Source organism: Amycolatopsis sp. NPDC098790 (assembly GCF_044759945.1).
In the GTDB taxonomy this organism is placed as follows: domain Bacteria; phylum Actinomycetota; class Actinomycetes; order Mycobacteriales; family Pseudonocardiaceae; genus Amycolatopsis.
The window spans coordinates 1-22,333 of sequence record NZ_JBIWAI010000010.1 but is presented as its reverse complement, the minus strand read 5'-3'; the positions used below and the strand labels follow the sequence as shown (position 1 = coordinate 22,333).

Genomic DNA, 22,333 nt, shown 5'->3' with positions numbered 1-22,333 from the left:
AGGCCGGGGGGTCCACGTCGCCCACGAGACGCGTTACTGCAGGATCTGGTGCGTCCGTTCAGCCGGGCGCTCGCCGGAAAACTTATGCCTTGGGCGCTCGCGAGGCAGTAGCGGGCCGTCATCGGCGCGCACTGCGCTGGGCGGCTACCGGCAGGTGCAGCCACCACGTCACTCGTTGGCTCACTCTGGCGTCGGCACGCAGGGTCCAGAGGGTCGCGCGGTCCTGGTTCATACCGGCCGCGTAGGCGACCGCTCTGACGATGTCCGGCCTCTGGTGCAGTGCCAAGACCCGCAGCCAGGTGGCGGAGTCGGTACGACCGGGTAGGTGTGCCAGTCCCTCGGCGGCCGCGACGACAGCGCCGGGAGCCGGGGTGGTCAACACGGACTCCAGGGACTGTCGATGCGTGGCGTCGCCGAGACTGCCCACGAGATCGGCCAGCGCCGCCACGTCGTCGGGCCGGCGGGTGCTGTCCAGCTCCGCGAGGTGTCGGCAGGCTGCCGCCACGAGCGTCGCGCGGAACGGTGACGCGCCGAGCACGTTGACAGCGTTGACCTTCGCGTCGCTGTTCGTGCTGTACAACGCCTGGTGGATGAGACCGGGGAGAGCTGAGCCGTCGTCGTCGGCGTCCTGGACGGCTTTGGCGAGTGTGGTGACCACGGAGGCGTTCGACGTGGGGGTGATCAGGGCGCGGTGATTGAGGACGGCACGAAGGTCCTGGTCCACCCGCAGCCCCCGGCGGATATGGCGCACACCGGTGTCGAGCCGGTCGGCGGGGCAGGTGGCGAGGAGGTCGGCCGCTGCTCGCCGCACCGCGGGCGGCTGTCCCGGGTCGAGCAGGTGCCCGGCGGCCGCGGCGGCGATGCGGCGCACGACGTCGTCCGACGTGGGGGTGGTGCGCACCGACCAGGCGACCATCGCCGCGCGCAGGTGGTGCTCGTCGGGCGGGCACCGGAGCGGCCGCATGAGCACCGGCTGGGCCGACGGTTGCGGACTGGCCGCCAGAAGGGCCAGGGGATCGGCGATCACCTGGCAGGACCGCGAGGTGATGAACTCGGCGATCACCGGCACGAGCACGCGGCCGGCTTCCGGGTGGCAGTGGAGGCGGTGGAGGGCGGTCAGGCGGTGCAGGTAGTGCCAGCCGACGGAGACGGACATCTCGGTGAGCAGCCGCGTCGCCAGCAGGTGCCAGTGCCGCGTCGGCAACAGGTTCTGGGAGGTGACCAGGAACTCGATGAGCTCCAGCCAGTCGACGCCGCTCAGTTCGTCCGCACCGAAACACCGGTCGAGCAGGTCCGCCATGCGGGATCGCACGGCCGGCGTCGTGCGGTCGAAGGCGGCGCGGTGCGGTTGCTGGCCCAAACTCGTCAAGACTGCCGCGAGTTGTCCTGCCGGCAGGTTGCACAGTTTTTCGTAGCGAGCGACGGCCGCCGCCGGCATCCTCGTGGTCAACCGCTCCCAGCGGGATATCGTGCTCGCATCCGTGCCCGGGCGGGAGGGCCCGTTAAGGGCCGTGGCGAACCCGCGCACCGTCGACAGAGCCGGATCGGGCGAGTGCGTCCGGCACGTCCGCAATAGCCACCGCGCTGCGCTCCGGTTGGACACGGTGCCGAAAAGATCTCTTTCGATGTCGTCGGGGACGGTGTTCGGCCTGCCTCGCCGCGGTGGGGTCACGCCACCAATGTTGCACCAGTGGATCGGTGAAGCAACAAAAACCGGCGCCGCGCCTTCAGGGCGTATATTTCGATGTTCACCCTGAAGGACGAGCCGGGGGCGCCACATGCAGCTCAACGAGGCCCATGAAGATTTCGAAAGAATTCGGATACTGCAGGAAAAACTTCGGCAGGCCCTCGGTCGCTGGGACGAGATCGACGAGGAGACCAAGGACTTCGGTCACCTCGCCGTGGTCGCCGACGAACTCGAGGACGCGCTGCGAGAACTGCAGCGGCGCCGGGCGAAGGCAAGTGCCACCCGGCTGTGCCGGCTCGGCGGGTGGGCCGGTTTGGTGGCCGGCCTGGTGTTCCTGGCGCTGGCGGTCTTCGGTGGGTGGAACGCGGCGTTGCTCGTCATGACAGTGGTGGCCGTGACGTCCGGCGCCGTCCTGCTGGCCGTGGGAGGCCGACGTGTCTGACGGCCGCGACGAGCTGACGAGCACGATGCGCCGTCTGCACGAATGGGCGTTGGGCGTCCAGCGCATCTCCGACCCGAGGATCACCGGCCCGATCAAGGAATCTTTCATCAAAGTCGTGGCCATGTTCGAGAACGCGATCCAGGTCGTCGCGCTTGAACCGGAAAAACTGCGGGTCGAGCTGAACAGTACTAGAGCGCTCGTCTCCGAATCGCAGCGAAAACTGGCCGACGCGGTCAGCGAACGGATCCAGGAGGTAGACACCAGGCTCGACAAGACGGGAAAGTCGTGGAAGACGCTCTTCGACGAGCAAAGCAGTTCTGTGGACAAGAACTTCGCCGCGTTGCGGCAAGAGGTGACCTCAGTCGCGAAGGATGCGGAAAGCGCACAGCGCCAGTGCGTTGTCCTGAAACGGCAGATCAGTATGATCCAGGCGCCGGGAATGAGGGCCGAGATCGACGATTGGGCGGCCGGCCAGGCCGCACTCGGCGTGCTGGTGGCCGAGGGCAGGGAGGCAGCGCATCAGTTGCGCCGCAAGACGGACACCCAGGAGCCGGTGGCCCGGATCAAACAGTACCGCGACGAGGACGCCGCGTATCGGCGCCATCTGCGCGAAGCCGTCACGGCCGCTCGTCAAATGACCATAGTGGATCCGACGACGAGCAGAAGGGCGCTGGCCCAGCTGTTGGAGCGGTGGACCGGTAACCGAAAGGAGGCAACGCGTCTCGCTCAAGTGCTTCCTCACGTGAAGGCTGATGCGCGCCGGGCACAGGACGACCTGGATACCGCCTCGCAGAAAAGGACCGAGCTCCAGCACCGCGCCGAGCGGGGTGAACACGCTGAGCGCGACCTGTACCAGAACATCGATGCCTACCTCTATCCCGTCCTCGACGGCGGAAAAGTGCTGCCTCTCTGGTTGGACCTCGCTCTGGGATGCGGCATAGCCGGGCGGGACTGGCCTGACTGGCTGGACACCGCCATCCGCCTGATTCGCTACCGGATCGTCTACCGAGTGCCTCCTGGATGCGACGCACTCGGCCCGCGTCCGACGGTCGAAGGACGGCAGACCACTGAGTACGACCAGCTACGTGTAGACTGCGCCGCGTACCGCCTCTGACAATTCATGTCACCTCTTCGTCAGGTTGTACACTTGATGTCGGCAGCGGATGTTGGTGCAACGAGCTGAGCATCCGTGCCGATCCGGCAGTCGCGTGGTGTGCGCGGTGAGGGCCTGTGGGAGCTGTTCGACCGGCGGCCCGGTGGGTCTGCGTGTCGAGCGCCAGCTCATGAGATGTGGGGCCCGCTCGTCGGCATGAGCGAGCACCGGAGGCGCGTCTGTGGCGGATGCGTGCACGTCCCGCGTCCGCTCGTTGAGCCTCGGTGTTGACTGTGACCGGCGGCGCGGCGTCCACGTACTTTCCCATAACCTGTTGCCATGGTGTCGAAGGCGTGGGCCGTCCAGGTCGTGGAGCGACATCTGGCCGAGTGGCCGACGCGGGGTCACCCGAGGACGGTGATCGTGGCGTCGCGGTTGTGGCGCTGGGCGATCTGGTGGGTGTTGTCGCGGGCGTGGGGCAGGCCGGCGGCGAGGTCGAGGAACTGGTCGATGCCGCTGGTGGCGAGGCGGCGCACGACCCGGACGTGCCAGTCGCGGGTGGTGCGCAGCAGTTCGGTGAAGCCGGGCGCGGTCTGCTCCAGGGCTGCCAGCGCTTCGCGGTCGAGTTGGTAGTTGTCGGTGCCGCCGTGGGCGGCGTTGTGGATTCGCGCCGGAGAGGCGACCGGAAACCGCCACGTCCGGGCGGTGAAAAGGCCATGCGGTGGTGCGAGTGTCATGCCGAGCACCTCCGGCATCTCGTGAAAAGCAGAATAAGTTCGCGCCGGCTGGCAGCCTAACAACTTCGGTAACGTCTGTGAGCACTTCGCCCGTGACACGAAAGAATGGTTCACTGGACCTCCGCTTCCACAGGCAGTGGGTTCGAGGAGCAGGAGAAGGGTGAGCGCCGGGAAACGTGCGGCCATTTGGGTGTAGATCCTGCTACCGAGCGTCGCACCGGTCGGTACCGCGACAGAAATGGACTACCGCTCGCTGTCTCGCCGCGACTGTGCGGAGCCGACCGTTACGGTGGGCGAGTAAAATGCCGGCACAGGGTGCACCGTCGACGCGGTCGACCGCGGCTTTGACGATCGCGGCCAATGTGGTGTCGGCATCCGGTTCGGCCTGCAGCACAGGGGCGATCTCTCCGAGCGCCTCGGTCAAGTTGTTATTCTCCGGTGAGTCCGGGACGCGATGGATCACCCTTCTCTCCTGTTCCGGTGACCTCTTAGAGTTTTCGCGTCGAGCCGGCGATCAACGAATCGCCGGACTTCGCTGACCACCCGGCGCAACACCGTGGATGCAACGAGGTACGTAGCAGGGAGATTCAGGAACGCGACTTCGGTGTCGTGCATCCGAAACGGACGGGCACTCGAATGGGGCATATGCCCTGCGGTCAAAGGCTTGACATGGCTACACGATGGTGGATCGCATCCCAAGTCGCAGTCGGTTCATCAGTATCTTTTGATCGCACGGAGCGGAGAACACACCTCGCCGCCGCTTTGGTCATCAAGACTGCATATTTCGAGGAGAACTCATGCTGAAAAAGGTTGGTTTCGTCGTGGCCACGATGGCCGCGGGCGCGTTCCTGGCCGGCGGTGTCGCCGCCGCCGACACGCCCGACGGACACAGCCACCACCACGGTCACCACCACGGTGGCTACGACTACAACGGCCAGGTCGGGCTGCTGAACCTCAACAACACCGACCTGCTGCACAACGTCAACGTCACCCCGGGCATCTGCGGCAACAACGTCAACGTGCTCGGTGTGCAGGTCCCGATCCAGCACTCGCTCAACGGCATCGGCGTGCCGATCCTCTCGCCGGGTGCCAACGAGGCCGACGGTGCGAACCCGTACAACTGCGCCTCGGGCGCCGTTGCCGACGGCGGCACGAGCCAGGGCAACTGAAGTTCCCGCGCCGCGGCCGCCCGTTGTGTGTGCGGAAGCCGGCTGGCGGCGCGGACCCGGTGTCGCGAACGAGCGTCGTACCGCGTGCCCGGAACCGGGAGCGAGCTGCACACTCCGGTTCCCCGTTCTGGGCACGCCGCGACCTCGTGCGACGCCGGCACGGGTGGGACCGGCCACGCACCTGGTGACGTGCGCCGGTCCCATCTCCTGCGAGACTGAATCGGTATAACCGCAGAAGATCCCTCCCATGCCCGACCGGTAGCTCACACTCACCGCGGCAATCACCAGTCCGCCACCGCACGTGCAGCGCGACACTGGACAACGCTGGCGTGCGGAGCCTGCCGCGCGCCGGCGATTCGCCTGTCCTGCCGGCGAACGCGCCGCAATGAATGTGCGCGCAAGATCCTGCCGACCGCTCCTGTGTCGAGCTGGCCGCAGCAAGCAGTTTCGCCCCGGCCCTTGTGTGCTCGGACCGACGGCGCCGGCCCGAGCCCTCGATGTATCTGTTGCAGCAAGGCGACTTCGTGTCCGTTGCGGCATGCAGATCGCGACGCAGTCCGGTGGAGAAGCCGGCGGACACAGGAATGGCTCCGAATCAGCGGATCTCAGGGAAGGCTCGGAGCCGCCCGGACTCCCGCGGGCGTGGGCGTGGGCGCACGACAGTAATCGCTCATGTGTTCAGGGCGCAACCACCCGATAAATGGGAGCAGGGCGCCTGGTTGGCCGATAGTCTTCGCGCAGGGCTCGTTTCCGATGGCCTCGGAACGGAGCGCCACGGGAAGGAACCGGTGGGACTGCATCCAGCCGAAGCCCGCAGCCGGGAGACGGCCTCGTCTCGCCGGTTCCATTTCCCGTCAGCGCATTGACGACCGCGATATGGCGCCAGTGTTGAGGCGCTGCACTCGCTGGCTGCGATCGACTTGGACGCCCGCGACGATTCTCGATCTGACAAACGGATACCGGCTCGGTGCTCTCGCGACCCAATCAGTGTGAGGTTCCCGCGAATTGCCGCCTCAGATCACGTCTTCGGGGCGCTGGCGGGTGGTAGTTGCGGCGGATCGATGCTCCTCGGCCTTGCGGCGATGCTTCTGCGCAGCCGCGCCATCGCCCTGCGCGGCGTCGTCGCGTCGGACAGCGGCCCGATCGTAGCCTTTCGTCGCGCCACCTGATCTTGCCTCTGATCGGGTATGCGCGGCTCGTTCCCGACGCTGCGCTTCCTGGAGCGCAGAATCTGTGCCCTGGTTTCGCGCGTCGGCCTTAGCGGATCGCTGGTGGGCGGCGAAGTCCGCTCGTCGTCGGCAAGCGCGTTTCACGCGCTCGGCGGCGAGGTGGGCGGACTCGCCCGCGGCTGCGCCGGGTTCGTTCGAGGCGTCGTCCATCCGAGCACCATCTCGCCTTCTGCCTTCGTTGCGGTAGCAGCCGGGAGCGAACGGCCGAACCCGATCATGACCTCGTCGAGCCACTGCGAGCCGTCTCGCGGTACGAGTCTTCCGACCACTGCCGCGGGCAGCAGATGCCACGGGACCTCATGCCGGCTCACGCGACACTTGACGGCTCAAGGGTGCGCCCAACCGTAGCCGCGCAGCTTGACCACGAAGATTGGTAACCCGGTAAGAACCGGGTCAGCCCGACGGCGTCCAAGCACCATCCGCGAGGACTCGGTCAAACAGCGGCTGTCTGGCGACCGGCGGTGCACTGCACGCCCCGAGCGGGCGCATGGATCGGTGTTAGTGGGCCGTCGTCGACCAACGCGGAGTCCCGATCCGGCGAACCACTCGCGGTCAGCGTCGTGGCACGCCCAAGAGGCACCGAGGGTGTCCGGCGAAGACGTGGCCGTACTCGACCGTGAATTCCCCACTCGTTCGGTGCTGTAACAGTGGATTCAGCGGACTCGACCCTATTGAGGCGTGATCTTTCGCCCAGCCTCCGGTTGAAAAAGCCGAGCGGAGGAGGACTTTCGTCTTCCCGGAGGTTGCCATGGCATCAGACGTGACAGTGTTCGATCTCGGCTGGCTGAGCAGAGCCACCACCGTCCGGGTCAACCTGGACGTCATGGCGAACGTCCGGCTGATGACGAAAGCCAACATCGACGCATACGCGAAAAGAATCGCTTACCGCATGATCGGCGGAGTCGCGACAATACGGCCATTCGACATCACCATCCCAGTCGATGGGCATTGGTACGTCGCTGTCGACACCGAAGGCTTGACAGCGAGTCGCTTCCAAGCCGAGGTCACGATCGTCGCGTGAGCCACTCGCCTTGCGAACGCGACCACCTGCAGCAATGCGCGTTTGGTGTGTCCGACACGGGAAGTGTCGGTTGGTCGAGGCCGCTGCCTCTGAGCCGCGCGGGTTATCGATGGGGTGATCACCGAGTTTGCGAGGGTGCGTTTCCCAGGCACGCGATGGCATCATGGACGTGCTCAGCGTCGAGTGTCTGGGTCTTCCGCCGACACCACCGAGAGGGCTGCCGCCGAGTGATCAAGATTTGTCAGGGCCGTGACGGGAACGGCGCCAGGCGCATCGTCTTCAGTTTGCCCGCCGACGAGCCGCCCGGTCGGGTCAGCGTCGTCGGCTCGTTCAACAACTGGGTTCCTGGCCAGCACCACCTCGAACCCCGGACCACGGGGCGCCGCTCCGCCAGTGTGGAGGTCGCCGCCGGGGTGGCGGTCCAGTTTCGCTACCTCGGCGAGAACGGCCACTGGTTCGACGATCCCGATGATCCGGACGTGCTTGACCGGGTCGGCGACCCCGGCGCGACGCGGCCGTGACGGTGGAGTCCGTCTCGGTGCCGTAGTGTGCCGACCCCGGAGACGGTGAACGTCACCCACCAGATGACCGTGCCGCGCGGGCCGCTGCAGTCCAGCGCTGACAGATCCGTCCACTGCCGGCACGACGACCGAACGGCCACCGGGTCCGACCCGGCGGTCGGCGGCACGCCGGTGACCCACACCGAGGAGATCGAGAAGCGCGAGCAGGACGCTCTCGGACGGGCCGGGCACGTGACCAGCAGCGCTCGAGGGCAACAGTAGTTCGTCGTCGCGACTTCGGGAGCGAGAGCCGATTGGTTCGGTCAGCGTAGTCGGGTCAGGAGCGACAGCCAGGCTTCGACGTCGACGCGATCGCGGTGCAGCGGCAGCACGTGGTCCAGTTCCAGCAGGCGGATCGGGCGCAGCACGGCGTGCTGATCGGTGATGATCGCGACTGGAACATCGGCGGCGTGGGCGGTGGTGACGAGATCGAGCACCACCGACAGCCCGTCGGCTGAGCAGAATCCGACATCGGCGAAGTCGATGAGCAACGATGCGGGACGCTGGCGCAGGGCTTGGTGCGGCTGGTCATGCAGCTCGGCGGTCACAGCCAGATCGACATCGCCGCTGACCGCGATGGTGGTGTGGTCCGACGTCGGTACCGTCCGGATGTGGGTGCGCTGGCCAAGAGTGAGGGCGCATGCGTCCGTGCAGTTGGCAACGGAGTCGAACATGGTGTCCCTCCTCGTCCAACGGGCGGAACGCCGAGATATCGCGTCGGCCGCCTCACCACCGCCGGCAGGCATGGCCGAGGGTTTCGGCGGCTGCTGCGTTGAACCGCGCCAGGCTCGCACCCCGTGACTGCAAGCAGGCCGCCAGAGACGTCATCACTGGTTGTCCGCCTACCGCATCGTGGCGCGGCGCCGGACATGTGGGACGTGCCCAACTGCAGCACCACTCAATCGGGGAACGCGACACGCCACCAAGAGAACAGATGCATCCAGCGCTCGCCGCTGAACACCCCAAGTGCGATCGCCATAACGACCTCGCAAGGTGCCTGGCCGCAAAGGAAGGGGCTCGGCCACCGAGGGGGGAGGGGATGGCCGAGCCACCGGATACCCTAGCCGGCAACCGATGCGGGAACGACGCTCGTCCGGTGGCTTCGCTCGGACGGCGGCACGCGCCTGCCACAATCCACCCCAGCTTGTCGTTGCCGAACGTCCGCACGAGCCCGGGTACGCATTAGTCATCGGTTGCGCATCGATAGAACAGAAGCTCGACGTCGCGCAACGGTGGGGTCACCGGGCGAGTATGCCGGAGTCCGATTGGAGGTCGGTCCCGCCGGCCCTCTCTTCTGGAGCCGGCGAGACCTCGGCCGGGAACATCCCGCTGGAGTTCCCGGCCGTGTCCTGCCGTTACCCGGCAGCTGAAGAGCCAAACACGACTTTTCGATCTCTGCGGGCGGGGCTGTAGGGTGCTGTTGACCCGTTGAAAGGCCAGCGGTTGTCTTCCCCCAACACCGCTGGCGAGGCCGTCTTGTGCGCTCGCCGTCCAGGGACGGAGGCGCCCGCCGTGGCAGCCGACAACGACGACCTCGCCCACCGGCTCGACGAGCTCGGCGCCACCATCGCCGAACTGTCCGGACTTTTCGACCACACGCCGGACACCGACGACGTCCTGACCACCGTGTGCGCCGAGGCGGTGCGGCTGGTGCCCGACGCCGACATGGCCAGCATCACCACCCTCACCGACGGCCGTGCGACCACCGCGGCCAGCACCGACGAGCGAGCCGTCCTGCTGGACCGCACCCAGTACAGCACCGGGGAAGGGCCCTGCCTCGACGCCGCCCGGATCGAGGACGTCGTGCGCGTCACCATCGCCGAAGCCGGCGGACGCTGGCCCGACTTCGTTCGAGAAGCCAAAGAACATGGCGTCGGCAGCTTCCTGGCTGCACCGCTGCAGGTCGAGGACGGCGCACGCGGCGCGCTGAACCTGTTCGGGTTCGGAACGCACGGCTATCAGCAGTTCGACGCGACCACCTTGCGCCTGTACATCTTGAGCGTCGAGTCGGCCCTGCGGACCGACCGCCGCTACCGGCAGGCACACTCCCTCGCCGAGAACCTGCATGCCGCGATGCGCCACCGCAGCGTGATCGAGCAAGCCAAGGGCATGCTCATGCTCATCCACAAGTTTGACGAGAAGGCCGCGATGCAACGGCTGATCACCCAGTCGCAGAACACCAACGTCAAACTCCGTGACGTCGCCGCCGACTTCGTGCACCTTGTCATCACCGAGCAGTCCTCGAGGCTGCAGCCTGGAACCTGATCGCCCACGCGGAGGCGAATTCCTCCACAACGGCGCCGTCGCCTACAGGATTGCCTGATCGCCGCCTGCCGGTCCCGTTGACCTGGTGTGCCGGTCATCGCCGACTCGCCAGGATGAGCAGTTGAGTACACGGTCGCTCGGCTCCGGCGAGACCGGTCCCTTCCGTGAACGACAGCGGTCAACCAAACGAAGGACACAAGCCAACGTCCTGTCATGCCGAAGAGCGGACGGCCGAGGTGGCGTCGAACGCGGCCGCCGACGGCGGACTCGGCCGTCACGCACGAGCCATCACGTGCTCAGGTCTGTCTCCCAGACCGACACGTGTTTGGTGCTCTCAGCGGTGAACTCGGAGCGGTCCCAGTCCGCCCAGCGGTACTTCAGGCTCATCCCAGCTATGCGCGCCATGAGGTCCATCTCGGCCGGCCAGGCATATCGAAAGGGAATACGGCGGAAGCGCCCCGTTCCGTCCGGTGACACGGTGACGTGGTTCGACGTGAACTGCTGCGTGACGACGTCGTACTGATCGAACCCGACATAGCCCCCGCCGCCGCTGCCGGGCGCCACCGTGAACGGAACCGTGTCCTGCCCGGGCGGTAGGCGACGCAGGTCCGGCAGACCCACCTCGACGAGGAACAATCCGCCCGGACGCAGGTGCGCGGCCGCGTTGCGGAAAACGTCGACCTGCCCACCCTGGGTGAGCACATTACTGATTGTGTTGTACACCAGGTAAACCAGCGAGAACCGACCGGGCACCCGCGTCGTCGTCATATCGCCTATCGTGACTTCGACCGCGTCGCCGCCCGCCTTGCCCGCGATTCGCGCCGCCATCGCATGGCTCAGTTCGATGCCACTCACCGCCACGCCGCGAGCGGCCATTGGTGCGGCGATCCGCCCGGTCCCGACGGCGAACTCGAGTACCGGGCCGTCGGCCAGGTCTTCGAGGACGTCCACCGCAGGCGTGACCACCTCGGGTGCGTTCGCACCGCCGGGGGCGTCGTAGCCCGCGGCCACACTCTCAGGGAACCAGCCGTCCCTCGGGTCGTCTCCCGTGTTCGCCTCGCTGATCACGGCTGTGAACGCTACGCCCGCGCTCGTGTGCTCCTCACCCCATTTTCGGCGTCTGGTACGGCCACAACGCCTGCTCACTTTCGCTCCGATGCCGGCATCGGCCTCCAGCCACCGGCTGGCTACCCGTATCCAGAACCGCCGAGCAGGCGAGTGAGCCGGCAGCGCCGAGCACGTTCGTCCCTGGATGGCAGAGGCGAGCCTCGTGACGCGCGGACATCCGCTCATGCCGCTGACCGCGTAGTGACGCAGTCGGCCTCATCGCTGAGCTTGGCCGGTCTGCCAATGAGCATCCGCCCCTGCCTGTGGGACCCACACGCAAGGAAGGATCCCGCGAGTCATGGCTCCGGGTTCGGGTCCGACAGACGCCACCACAGCCGGCGCCTGACTGGCGGTTGCGGTAAGTGAGCGCGTACGTGCTCGGGGACCTGCGCGCCGGCTGCGGCAGCCTCGACGTACGCCTTGGCGCCTTGTGCTCCGAGGTCGGGTGCGGACGCACGCACAAGCCTGAGTGCGTCGAGTCGCTGACCGGAATCGAGCAGCTCAGTGATCCGAGACCGTAGGGAGTCGTCGCGCTCGAGCCCGCGAACCTGCTCGAGATAGTCCTCGATCCACTCACCGCCCTCCAGGTCAGCGGTCGCATGCACCGTGTGCAGGCTGCCGTCCACCCCGTCGACCAGGAAAGGCCCGTGGCCCACCACCATGTCAATGAACTCGCGGGTGCGTACATAGCGCTCACTTTGGCTGATGATCAGCCAGCCAAGCCGGTGTGGACGGACGTCCATGATCACCATCCTCGGCTGGCCCTGTGCCAGCCACCCGGCCAGATGCCGCTCCACGATCTGGACGGCCCACGCCTTCGACACCATGGCAGCAGGCTATGGGACAGAGCGCGGGCGACGCGCCCCCGGCCACAATCAACCCCGCAGCTCAACAGGTGGACGCGGGGCGTGCGCGCATCCGCCGCAGAATCGCCTCCGGTGCTCGCTCATGCCGAAGAGCGGATGCTCCAATGACGGACGCGCCATCCAGAAGTCGGTGATCGAAACCTACGACCGCCGGCATCTCGGGCTGGCTCTCGCCTGTGCCGCTGATGCCCCGGCGAGCCTCCCGCCGTCCGCTCGGCCGCGATGTCAGCATCGGGGCATGGACACCGTCGTGGTTCCACGATCCATCGTCACAGCTCTCAGGCAAGCCAGCATCACCGGAACCGCCACCGAGCTGATCGACCGGTTCCGCACCGCCGGCCGCAACGGCGTTGCGCGCCCCCCGGAGGCCTTCGGGTCCGTGTTGGCCTGGCTATGGCGGACTGACGCCGACGCGGCCGTCATCCACATCGCCGAACTGATGAAAGAGCTGCGCGAACGCCATCCGCTGGCCCACACTGTGAGCCCGCCCGTGGGGTTCGGCGAACTGCTCGACGGCGTCCGAGGATGCTTGCCCACCGACTTCGGGCACACTGACCTGCTGGTGTCCTACGCGCGCACTTCGCTCGGAGACTTCTACGGCGGCTAAAATCCTCACCGCGCGGCGCGTCACCGGGACGCAACGGCCCCCGGTCGCATCTCCACGGGAGCAGGTCGGTGAATGGCTCGAAGTCGCGCTCGGGAGAACTACCTCGACGTCACCGCAGGGTCGTGCCAAGAAGGTGCTACAAGCCAGCCTTCGAAGTCTGTCAGCAACGCACTCTCATGGCCGCTTATCGCGCGTTCGACTTAGATCAGGTCGTCGATCTGGGAGGGTGGCAACTCGAGAGAAATGACCGCTCGCGAGGCGCGCCTGCCGACCTGAGTTCTGGCACCTTGATGGCTAGTCCGGTGAATGATCACCTCGCCCTTGGTGAACCCATTGGGGTACAAGGGCTTGTCCAGATTGGACAAGGTCAGACGCCGTTTCCCGGCCTGCACGGGAATCTTCTTTCCGATCGACGCCGTCGCCGCGGCCGGCGTGCTCGTCGAGGAGCGCTTCCGCGCGGCGGCCGTCCGGTGGGTGGGTGCTGGCGCTGTCTCGGCGACGACGCGTTCGCGAGCGCGCGGGGCGCGCACCTCGCCGGGAACCCGGTCGTCGCGCAGGCCACGCCAGGCGGTGTGGCGCAGCCGTCCGGCGCCGCGGGTGAACTGGCGGTAGACGACCTCACCGACCAGCTCGGGCCTGACCCAGTGGGCGCGGGCGGTGTCCTCCCGAGGCGGGGTGGTCGCGAAGGGGTGCTTGCGCTGCTCGAGCTGTTCAAGCTGAGCCAGCAGGCGGGCGCGCTCGGCTTCGCTGAAGCCGGTGCCGACGTCGCCGATGTAGACCAGGTCGCCGGTATCGGGGTCGTGGCCACCGAGCAGCAGCCCACCGAGGCTGCCCGACAGCCGGTTCTGCCCGGGCCGCCACCCGCAGATGATCACCTCGGTGGTCTGGATCAAGGCGTGCTTGCACCAGTAGTCCGGGCGCTTGCCCGGCACGTACGGGGCGCTCAAGCGCTTGGCGACGAGCCCTTCATGGCCAGTGGCGGCGACATGGTCGAGCAGATCCTGTGGGGTGCGGCGATCGGCGGCCAGATCGGTGAAGGTGAACTGCCGGACGACCGAGATCCGGTACGGGTCGGGCATCTCCAGGCCGGCCAGCAAGCCGCGTCGTTCTTCGTAGGGCTAACGCAGCAGCGATGTGCTGCCGAGTTGTAGCAGGTCGAAGGCGAGGAACCGGATCGGGACGTCGTCAAAGGGCTGGTCGCGGCGGAGTGAGCTGCGGTGGGTCTGGTAGCGGCCGCGGCGTTCCTGCAGCAGCCCGAAGTCGATCTGCCCGGCGTCGTTGTAGACGACGATCTCGCCGTCGAGCACCGCGGCCTGGCCGTCGAGGGCGGGGGCGAGGACGCCGGCGAGGTCGGCGAACTCGTGGGTGAAGTCGATCCCGTTGCGGCTGGTGAGCACGGTGGTGCCGTCGGGAGCGATCTGCATGCAGGCCCGGTAACAGGTGGAGTCCCGGCGGGTTCGCGCCGAGCGTCAGCGACGGGCCCGACCTGGTATCGCAGGTCCGGAGCGGTTCGACCGTGTCCGCTCTACTTCGCCGGATCTCAGCAGTAACTCTTGGATTTCAGGAGTAACTACTCTAATGTGCCTGCTTGTGTCAAATTCTGGTACTCGGCGGTCCACGCTGCTGACAGCTGATCAAGCTGACGAGCCGAGCGCGCCGGAACTGGGCGACGTCGTGACGTTGCAGAGCCGGGCGTCGGCGCGGCGTGATGTCACCGACGAGATCGGGTTCTTCCACGACACGGTTGCCGAGTACAGCTGGGCCCGCGACGTTGCCGGCTTGGCGCCGGGAACGCTGCACCGGCTCGTGGCCCCGGTGCTGGAGGTATGCCAGCACTTCGATTGCGTGCCATGGCGGCTTACTTCACGGCAGCTGGACCACTACTTCGCCGGGCCCGGGAAGCGTAAGCACTCGACGACGAGGAAGAAGATCGTCCAGATCGACAGCTTCTTCGCCTTCCTCGAGCAGCGCTACCGTGGCGAGATCGCTCGACGATTCGGCGTGACCGTCGAGTCGCCGGTGGACAAGTTCAACCGGCCGCACCACCGTGGCGACTTCGCACTGCGGATTCCGCCGTCACGCCGCGCCATGGACGAGTTCTTCGCCGCGTGGCGAGAGGAACTGCCGCGAGCGCGCAAGTACCCGGTGGCCGTGCGCGACTACGTGATGGCCAAGATCGCGTACATCTCCGGCGTGCGCGCGAACGAGCTGTGCGCCATGAAGATCCTCGACGTGCATTGGGATCTCGGCCAGTGGGGCCGGTTCGTCGTGCAGGGCAAGGGTGCCCGCGGCTCCGGTCCGCGAGAGCGTGAGGCGTTTCTGTTCGCCGAGGGTCGCGAGCTGTTGTCGTGGTACATCGAGGACATCCGCGGCGAATTCCCCGATGACCCCGACCATCCCGCCGCGCCGATGTGGCCCTCGGAGCGTCTCGCCCGGCAGGTGGCCGCGCTGAACGTCCTAGTGGCCCCAGCCGTCGGAGCGGACGTATTTCGCCGGTCGCTGCGCGTAGCGTCGGAGAACTACCTCTCTGGCCCGGTTCAGCATCTGTTCCCGCACCTGTTGCGCCATGCGTGCGCCACGCACAACTACGAAGCCGGGATGCCGTTGTGGGATGTACAGAAGCTGCTCGGTCACGACTGGGCTAGCACCACTGTCGGGTACCTGGCTTCCGCCCGTTCCGATCCCGAGTTGACCATGTTGAACTCGACCCACCGCGCCGTCCGGCGGCTGAGCTTGGAGGCATGACCGTGAAGTGGAACCTGAGGATGGTCGCCGCACAACGGGACATCTGGCGTCCGACGCAGCTGATGAAAGCCTTCGCCGAATTCGGGTTCGAGCCGTCCTTGAGCAAGGTCGCCGCGCTGTGGTCTAACCAACCGGTCACAGTCCGGCTCGACGACCTCGACAAGATCTGCGCGGCCCTGGACTGCTCGGTCGGGGACCTGCTGCAAGCCGAGCAGGTGGCGACGCAGACGGAGAAGGAGGCGCGCGCCGCCGGCGAGCGCCCTGCTGCCGGCGCGCCGGTCGTCAGGCCTCGCGGCGCCGGACAGCGGCGGCCGCTGCCGCCGAACTGAGCGCAATGAAAGTCGCAAGAGCGGCGCGCAGCTGCCCGACCTGCGGCGCCTGGCACGTCTGGATCGGAGGCGTGTTCTGCCGCACGTGCGCTGAGTGGCGCAGCGTTCATCCGATGGGAGACTGCTCACGCTGTGGCCGGCGCCAGCCGCTACACCATGGTCGGTGCCGGTGGTGCATGCTGCAGAAACGCCTGGACATGGCCCAGCGCGGTCTCGGTGAACAGCTGTGGTTGCACCATCAGCAGCCCGTCGGCCCGCTCCCCTCCGACAACGTCACTCCTCCGATCGCCTCAGCTGCACCACCTCCGGGGCAACTACAGCTGGAGCTACCGGGCTTGACACGAGATTGGACGCGCGTCGATCTCGGCGCCCTTCCGCAGTTGCGGGACACCGATCCGGCGCTCGAGCAGGCGCTGGTCGAGCAGGCGAAGGCTCACCGCTGGACGACCAAGACGCGTCAGTACTTCCGGCATGTGCTAAGAATCGCTACGTTCCACTTCGGACCGGGTGTTGCTGTGCCGGAGGCCGAGCTACGAGCGATCGCAGCGTGCCACGGCCGAGTCAGCCCTCGGCGCCTTTTCCCTCTGCTGGCCGAACACGGCATGTTTGCCCCGGCAACCGCTGCAGCCACACCAGACGGACACGAGCGCTGGGTGCACGCACGCCTGGCGAACCTACCCGAGGGGGTACAAGGCGACGTAGGCGTCTGGATCGCAGCGCTGCGCGGACAAGGCCGCCGTCACTCCGTCGCGGTGACCTGGTCCACTGTGGCCACCTACCTCAACTTCGCCGAGCCCGCCGTGCGCGAGTGGGCTGCTTGCTACGGCACCTTGCGCGCGGTCGTCCGCCAAGACGTCGAGGACGCCGTGCGGCAGCACCGCGGAAAGTCGTCTGCGAACGTGCGGATCGCCCTGCGGTCGCTGTTTCGCGGGTTGAAGCGGGAGCGTTGCATTTTCACCGACCCTGCCCAGACGGTTACCGCACGACAGCCGCAACGACTGCCGCGGCCGCTGCCGCTCAACCAGCTGCGTGGCGTGCTCGACCGGCTCACCGACCCACGCGCCCGCCTGGTTGTCGCGCTCGTCGCAATCCACGCGCTGGGTATCGAGGATCTACGCGCACTAAAACTAGGCCACTACGACGCCGCACGCGGCACGATTGCCGTCGAACGCGGAGGCTTGCCGTTCACGTTCACTTTGGACGCACTCGTCGCCCGCTTGATGGCCGAGTGGCTACGAACTCGACACGAGCGCTGGCCGCTCAGCCTGAACCCGCACCTGCTCATCACCCGCTTTACCGCGCACGAGCAAGTCCCGATGAGCCGGTACGGCCTCGGTGCCCCGTTCCGGCAGCTCGGGATCACTGCGCGGCAACTGCGCACCGACCGCATCCTCGACGAGGCCCACCACACTGCTGACCCCGTCCAGCTCATGCGCGTATTCGGGCTCGGCGTCACCACCGCGGTGAGCTACGTCCGCGCAGCCCACCCCGACCGCTTCGCCGCAGACCCCACCAGCGCGTGACACGGCGCAGCCGGCACACGAACACCGCGAGAACATGTTCCAGATCTACGGTGCGGAACCCGATCACAGCGACGAAGGCTGGATGTCCACTACTGCCCATGAGCAAACGACGCATGGGTCGGGGGGACGCGGTATGCGACTGAACGATAGACGGGTAGCAGTATCCTATTCGTCAGTCTCCTTGAGAATTTCTTCGACGACGATGTCTAGGATTCGCTCCTGGTCGGTTGGTGAAATTTGCTCACTAGGCGGAAGCTCGATGCGGACGCGTCGAGTGACTGTGTCGTGTTTGGGCTCCAAGGCCTTGGCACGTATGTCTTTATAGACTGTCCAGGAGAGAGTGGCGATACTGACGATCAGAGAGCCGAGCGTCACGGGATCGAAGTACTGGTCCGGCGTCGGTCGCGCATCGCGGGCGTATAAGGCGGCCGCTACGTCGGCTTCCAGTCTTTGACCACCCGATGCGATGCGGCGTGCTGCAGCGTGCGCTGCGCGTTCAACCGGTCCATCGATGTCGGGCATTTTGTCACTCATTGCTCTCCTTCACGGACTCACTGGTTTGAACGAACTTCTTAACTTCTATCGGTAGGGTTACTCCGGTCACACTAGCCCAAACTTCCACTAAGGTGCGTATTCCAAGTCGGTCTGTCAGTCGAATCAAATGCTTCGGACCCGGGCCCGTTTCTGGATGCGGAAACTCGTTGAACAAAGCTACGCAACGTACGATCCACTGAAGCGCTTCCCGGAGTGCGCCTCGTTGCTCAGCGAGAAGACCCAATTGCCCAAGGGCCATCGCCATCCTTGGCCGATCCTCTAACTCCTCGTCAATATTGAGAGATTCTCGATACCATCGCTCGGCCTCGTTCAGTCGACCGCGCAACTGCGCCACGATCCCGAGCTGGTGATACGAGCTACTCAACCCGCGTCGATCACCCAGCTCACCTTTGATGGCGAGGGATTTTCTGTACCACTCCTCAGCCTCATCCAACCGACCACGCTTCTGCATCACCATGCCGAGCTGGTGATACGAGTAGCTCATCCGAGGCTTGTCATCCAAATCCTCCGCAATTGCTAACGTTTCTCTATACCACAGCTCGGCCTCATCCAGCCGACCGCGCGACTTCGCCACCGTGCCGAGCTGGTGATACGAGCTACTCATCGCAGGCCGATCACCCAGCTCACCTTTGAGGATGAGGGATTTTTTGTACCAGTTCTCGGCCTCATCCAACCGACCACGCGACTGTGCCACCATGCCGAGTTCATGATACGCGTAACTCTTCGCACTTCGATCATCCAAGTCCTCCGCAATGGCTAGGGACTTTCGGTACCACTCCTCAGCTTCATCCAACTGACCACGCAACTGCGTCACCATGCCAAGCTGATAGTAGATGCTTGCAAGCCGCCAACGCTGCTGATGCGAGTCAGGTTTTGCGAGTAGTCTTTTCTGGATCTCGATGTAACTTGCCTCAGCGCCCTTTAGGTTTCCCCCTATCTGAAGATGATAGGCATACGCAGTGGTCGCGAATAGCCAAAGTGCACCAGCGGGCTGGTTGAGTGAGGGCGAGTTTCCTTCGACCTCTTCTAAGGCAAGCTGGGTACGGTCGAACCAGCCGCGGGCCTCTACAGTCAGGCCGCCACGCATCCAAAAACTGTTCATTGGCTCAAGAATAGCCTGCGCTTCTGACCACCGGCCCTGTTCCAGCGCAAGTCCAACCATGTACCCCAACATTCTCCGCTGACGACCGATGATTTGGTATGCCAGTGCGGCGTCACCCGACTTTACCTGCTGACTCAGCCAGGCCCCAAGTTCAGTGTAGGCTTTGAGTAAAGCACGTTCGGCTGCCGTACGATTCGCCGAGTAGTCGCCGGAGTCCTCCGAGTGCCACTGCTCGGCCAAGTAAGCAGGCAGGGCAGGATGAATGCCATACATACCCTCTCCCAATTCTGTAAGAATTCCAATCGCGGCTGCCCGTCGTAGTTGAAATGTCCAGCCGTGAGCGTCAACACCACGAAAACGGTCGGGAACTTGGTCATCACTAGAAAACCGGCTTAAGATGTCTGCATCGGCGACGCCGATACATAGGCTGACTGCGGCTAGCAGCCGACGCGCGGTGAGATCGAGGTGGTTGATGGAGTATTTGATGCATGCCGACAGGGACGTCGTGCGATCATCATCGAATCCTGCGGGCAGTGGCTGAGATCCGCGGAGACCGGCCAAGAGATCGGCCGAATCGGTGTTGTCGAGGTGCGGGAGCAGTAACCGCATGCTCAGCGGATGCCCCTCCAACTGTTCTAGTAGCTCTGCGAATGCACGAGACGCACGCCGTGGTAACGTCGCCGGGAACGGACTCAGTACCTGATCGGCGTACTCCACCGCTTCCTTGGGACTAAGGCCGCCCAGCTCAATGCGGCGCAGGTCGCCCAGCCAGGCCTCGGGAGTACGGCTGGTGACCAGCAGGGCACTGCGACCGCTGGCCGCAACTCTATGCAGAAACTCGCGAAGCTCATTTCTGGCCGCGGCGTCCAGCGGTGGCGTAGCTGAGGTGGAGTCGGACATCGAGCAGACTGACTCAAAGTTGTCCCACACTATTAGCAACCGATGTTCCCGCAGCAACTGGTGGACCAACGCCAGGCGTGTAGCAGGGTCCTGAAGGGCGAATTCCGACCCATAAACGGTAAATCCGATCGCCGAGACTACCCCGTCCAATCCGAACGAAGCGACACCAGGTTCGAACGAATGCCAGATCACCCACTCCGCGCGATCTACACCGCCGGTATCGCGCCACCACCGCCCGAATGCCTTGGCCAACTCAGACTTGCCGGTTCCGCCTGGACCATGCATGATCACTACTCGCTGAGTACGGGCAGCGACTTCCAAGCTGTAGAACAACCCGTCCCGGCCGACGAATTCACCCACCGGCGCGAGCAGTTCATCTTGATGACTGGCGCGCGAGACGCGTAACGCGTCCAGCGCGACATCCAGGGACTCCCCGACGCGTGCTGCAGGTTGGATTCGCAAGTCCGGAAAGTGAACTTCACGACGTAAATAGTGTACCGGGATTACCCAGTCCGCGAGCGGTAACTCCCCCTTCGGACTGGGGCGGTCGGGGCGACGTGCCATCCGAGCACGGCCGGCCACTACCGATTCGCTGACCGTGTCGCCGGCGAACAGTCGCTCGTAAAATGCAGTCATAAACTCGGCTGCTGCCACCGCATAGATGCTGTAGGCCATCGCCACGACCGCCGATGCACCTCCTGCCAGGAGGCGAGTTGCTATCGTCGCCTCAAGCTGTTCTCCGACCGCGCCAGACTGGCAGGCGTTCAGCACTACCACCGGTACCTGGGCCTCGCCCAGCACTTGCCCGATTAGCGCCGCTGGCACCATAGCGGCGCCACCATTGGGCTTCTCGAATAACAACGCACCCTCGCGCGCCCGTTGATTGTCGCGCCCCGGCGCGCCGACTCCGGCGAGAGCGTCGGCGGACACACCATGGCCGTCAAAATGCACGATCTGGAAGGGGCTGCCCGCCGCGTGGGCCTCTCGCAACGTCTCGACCAACGCTTCCAGTGTCGGTGGGCGCAGCACCGCCAAGTCGATGTCGCCATGAACCGCAGCTAGCCGACTTAGCAGGGGACGAGAGATCATCTGATAGCCGACATCGTCGGTTCCGCGTGGCCGGGAAATAACCATCAATACCCGCAGTTTCGAACCTTCCGCGGCGAAGGCACGTGCCGATTGCGCGACCAGTAGACTGCGGCTGATCGCGACCCCGTCCAGTGCAACTGGCGTGGGCCAGCCGGGGTCCTTCAACAGCTCCCAGGGTAAACCCAACCAAGCGGGCGCGGCTGATCTCAGAATGATCTCCATTGCACCCGGTCGCACAGCGCGGCTACGAACGGCGAAGTAGGCGTCACGTGCCGGACCCGTCCCGAACAGAGCAGAAAACATCGCCTCGCCCCACTCCGGTAGACGATCGGCGACCTGGCTGCCCCGGTCCTCGTAAACGCCGAACGGTGCTCGAAGGTAATCCTCTAGGTACCAGCGGAGATCTTCGGAGTCATCGGCATCCAGCGGCCACCTAAACTCTGCGGACTCTGTAGCTGCGCTGGGAAGCTCACCTTCCAACCACGTGGACACCGCCACGCGTCCGTTTACGTCAAGGTCGACCACCAGGCGGTTCGCCATCGTGACATCAGAGCCCCTCTCACAGCGTGCAGTCGCCTGTGATCCACGCTGCGTTACCTCGGCCGGCAGCTTCAAACATATACTGGCCGCGGCGTCGGCATCGGCATCGGCATCGGCAGGCAAACACGCTGTCTATGCCGCTGATCGCGCGGAAGGCGCCGATCGCTACCTTGCGCACGTCCGTCGGCTGCTCCGCCCGGGAGGCTGGGAACGTGATCATCGTCTGCTTCTGGCACACGCCCAGCTGAGCGTAGAGCACTCTCTGCTCATGCCAAATGGCGCGATTCCGGTGAGCCGGAGCTGATCCCGGTCGACGCAACATGTTGAGCAGCCGGACATCCTCCGGGCGCCTGGCCTACGAACCCCGCGACCAGGGAGGTCTGGCGCAGCGAGGTCTTCGTTCTCGCCGAGCGCTGACGCGCGCGAAATGTCTTAAGACCGCGAAGTTTCTTAATGATCTCGCTCGCTGTCGACTAGACAGGCGAACCTGCGTGCCGGTGCCAGAGTCCTGCGGTCATTGCGACCGGGTTCCAGAGGATCGCCCTCCAGGAATCCATGAACCTACGAGGTTCCGTCCAGCTTGTACTCATACGCCCACTCAGGCCCGGCTCGTAGCTGGCCGCCGTCGGGCTTGGCCAGCATCGGCGTGACCCAGTCGGGCACGCGAGAGACGGCACGCGCAGCCATGGCCGGCCTCCCGAGGTCGAGGGATCGTCGCCTGGCTCGACGGTAACCCGACTGGCCCAATTGTGCCGTGTTTGCGCTGG

General features: G+C 65.6%; 19 protein-coding genes and 1 pseudogene. 11 read left to right on the top strand and 9 right to left on the bottom strand.

What is annotated here, in order from left to right; genetic code table 11:
* Window positions 1–118: 118 nt before the first annotated feature.
* Window positions 119–1,312: a hypothetical protein gene (locus ACIQWX_RS47815; protein ID WP_400886283.1), complete on the bottom strand. Its 1,194-nt coding sequence runs from the start codon at window positions 1,310–1,312 to the stop codon at window positions 119–121.
* A gap of 466 nt (window positions 1,313–1,778) precedes the next feature.
* Between ACIQWX_RS47815 and ACIQWX_RS47810 the strand changes: the two genes are divergently transcribed.
* A complete protein-coding gene (locus tag ACIQWX_RS47810; protein WP_400886280.1) occupies window positions 1,779–2,129 on the top strand; it encodes a hypothetical protein in 351 nt (116 codons plus the stop codon).
* A complete protein-coding gene (locus ACIQWX_RS47805; RefSeq protein WP_400886278.1) occupies window positions 2,122–3,243 on the top strand; it encodes a hypothetical protein in 1,122 nt (373 codons plus the stop codon). The genes ACIQWX_RS47810 and ACIQWX_RS47805 overlap by 8 nt, the downstream gene beginning before the upstream one ends.
* Window positions 3,244–3,626: 383 nt before the next feature.
* Here the strand turns inward: ACIQWX_RS47805 and ACIQWX_RS47800 are convergent, their stop codons facing one another.
* Window positions 3,627–3,959, bottom strand: a complete 333-nt coding sequence (locus tag ACIQWX_RS47800; RefSeq protein WP_400886275.1) for an SAM-dependent methyltransferase — start codon at window positions 3,957–3,959, stop codon at window positions 3,627–3,629.
* Window positions 3,960–4,756: 797 nt separating this feature from the next.
* Here ACIQWX_RS47800 and ACIQWX_RS47795 point away from each other — a divergent pair.
* Window positions 4,757–5,128: a hypothetical protein gene (locus ACIQWX_RS47795; RefSeq protein ID WP_400886273.1), complete on the top strand. Its 372-nt coding sequence runs from the start codon at window positions 4,757–4,759 to the stop codon at window positions 5,126–5,128.
* Between the two features lie 1,013 nt (window positions 5,129–6,141).
* Here ACIQWX_RS47795 and ACIQWX_RS47790 read toward each other — a convergent pair.
* Entirely contained in the window at window positions 6,142–6,507 is a 366-nt protein-coding gene (locus ACIQWX_RS47790) for a hypothetical protein (RefSeq protein ID WP_400886270.1), read from the bottom strand.
* A 598-nt stretch (window positions 6,508–7,105) separates the two neighbouring features.
* On the opposite strand from ACIQWX_RS47790, the gene ACIQWX_RS47785 reads away from it, so the two are divergent.
* From ACIQWX_RS47785 to ACIQWX_RS47775, 3 genes are all read left to right on the top strand, one after another.
* Window positions 7,106–7,378, top strand: a complete 273-nt coding sequence (locus ACIQWX_RS47785) for a DUF1883 domain-containing protein (RefSeq protein ID WP_400886267.1) — start codon at window positions 7,106–7,108, stop codon at window positions 7,376–7,378.
* A gap of 284 nt (window positions 7,379–7,662) precedes the next feature.
* Window positions 7,663–7,899: an isoamylase gene (locus ACIQWX_RS47780; RefSeq protein WP_400886264.1), complete on the top strand. Its 237-nt coding sequence runs from the start codon at window positions 7,663–7,665 to the stop codon at window positions 7,897–7,899.
* Window positions 7,900–7,926: 27 nt separating this feature from the next.
* Window positions 7,927–8,160 (top strand): hypothetical protein, encoded by a 234-nt coding sequence (locus ACIQWX_RS47775; RefSeq protein ID WP_400886261.1) that lies wholly within the window; start codon window positions 7,927–7,929, stop codon window positions 8,158–8,160.
* A gap of 41 nt (window positions 8,161–8,201) precedes the next feature.
* Here ACIQWX_RS47775 and ACIQWX_RS47770 read toward each other — a convergent pair whose 3' ends face one another.
* Window positions 8,202–8,612: an STAS domain-containing protein gene (locus ACIQWX_RS47770; protein ID WP_400886258.1), complete on the bottom strand. Its 411-nt coding sequence runs from the start codon at window positions 8,610–8,612 to the stop codon at window positions 8,202–8,204.
* A 754-nt stretch (window positions 8,613–9,366) separates the two neighbouring features.
* On the opposite strand from ACIQWX_RS47770, the gene ACIQWX_RS47765 reads away from it, so the two are divergent.
* Window positions 9,367–10,203, top strand: a complete 837-nt coding sequence (locus ACIQWX_RS47765) for an ANTAR domain-containing response regulator (protein WP_400886256.1) — start codon at window positions 9,367–9,369, stop codon at window positions 10,201–10,203.
* Between the two features lie 288 nt (window positions 10,204–10,491).
* Here the strand turns inward: ACIQWX_RS47765 and ACIQWX_RS47760 are convergent, their stop codons facing one another.
* Together ACIQWX_RS47760 and ACIQWX_RS47755 are read right to left on the bottom strand one after the other, a co-directional pair.
* On the bottom strand, window positions 10,492–11,271 hold the full coding sequence (locus ACIQWX_RS47760) for a class I SAM-dependent DNA methyltransferase (protein WP_400886253.1): 780 nt from the start codon (window positions 11,269–11,271) through the stop codon (window positions 10,492–10,494).
* A 335-nt stretch (window positions 11,272–11,606) separates the two neighbouring features.
* Window positions 11,607–12,137 (bottom strand): YrhB domain-containing protein, encoded by a 531-nt coding sequence (locus ACIQWX_RS47755; RefSeq protein ID WP_400886251.1) that lies wholly within the window; start codon window positions 12,135–12,137, stop codon window positions 11,607–11,609.
* Between the two features lie 277 nt (window positions 12,138–12,414).
* Here ACIQWX_RS47755 and ACIQWX_RS47750 point away from each other — a divergent pair, with 277 nt between their 5' ends.
* A complete protein-coding gene (locus ACIQWX_RS47750) occupies window positions 12,415–12,783 on the top strand; it encodes a hypothetical protein (protein ID WP_400886248.1) in 369 nt (122 codons plus the stop codon).
* 308 nt (window positions 12,784–13,091) lie between these two features.
* Here ACIQWX_RS47750 and ACIQWX_RS47745 read toward each other — a convergent pair.
* A pseudogene (locus ACIQWX_RS47745) lies at window positions 13,092–14,219 on the bottom strand (DNA ligase D); the annotation flags it as partial.
* 238 nt (window positions 14,220–14,457) lie between these two features.
* Here ACIQWX_RS47745 and ACIQWX_RS47740 point away from each other — a divergent pair.
* The 3 genes from ACIQWX_RS47740 (at window position 14,458) to ACIQWX_RS47730 (ending at window position 17,380) form a co-directional block, all read left to right on the top strand.
* A complete protein-coding gene (locus ACIQWX_RS47740) occupies window positions 14,458–15,528 on the top strand; it encodes a tyrosine-type recombinase/integrase (RefSeq protein WP_400886245.1) in 1,071 nt (356 codons plus the stop codon).
* The gene (locus ACIQWX_RS47735; RefSeq protein ID WP_400886243.1) at window positions 15,525–15,857 is read left to right on the top strand and encodes a helix-turn-helix domain-containing protein; all 333 of its coding nucleotides are present in this window, start codon (window positions 15,525–15,527) and stop codon (window positions 15,855–15,857) included. The genes ACIQWX_RS47740 and ACIQWX_RS47735 overlap by 4 nt, the downstream gene beginning before the upstream one ends.
* A gap of 176 nt (window positions 15,858–16,033) precedes the next feature.
* On the top strand, window positions 16,034–17,380 hold the full coding sequence (locus tag ACIQWX_RS47730; RefSeq protein ID WP_400886240.1) for a hypothetical protein: 1,347 nt from the start codon (window positions 16,034–16,036) through the stop codon (window positions 17,378–17,380).
* Window positions 17,381–17,545: 165 nt separating this feature from the next.
* Here the strand turns inward: ACIQWX_RS47730 and ACIQWX_RS47725 are convergent, their stop codons facing one another.
* Both ACIQWX_RS47725 and ACIQWX_RS47720 read right to left on the bottom strand, forming a co-directional pair.
* Window positions 17,546–17,914, bottom strand: coding sequence for a hypothetical protein (locus ACIQWX_RS47725; RefSeq protein ID WP_400886239.1), 369 nt, complete (start codon window positions 17,912–17,914; stop codon window positions 17,546–17,548).
* On the bottom strand, window positions 17,907–21,689 hold the full coding sequence (locus ACIQWX_RS47720; RefSeq protein WP_400886236.1) for a tetratricopeptide repeat protein: 3,783 nt from the start codon (window positions 21,687–21,689) through the stop codon (window positions 17,907–17,909). Before ACIQWX_RS47720 ends, ACIQWX_RS47725 begins: the two co-directional genes overlap by 8 nt.
* Window positions 21,690–22,333 lie beyond the last annotated feature (644 nt).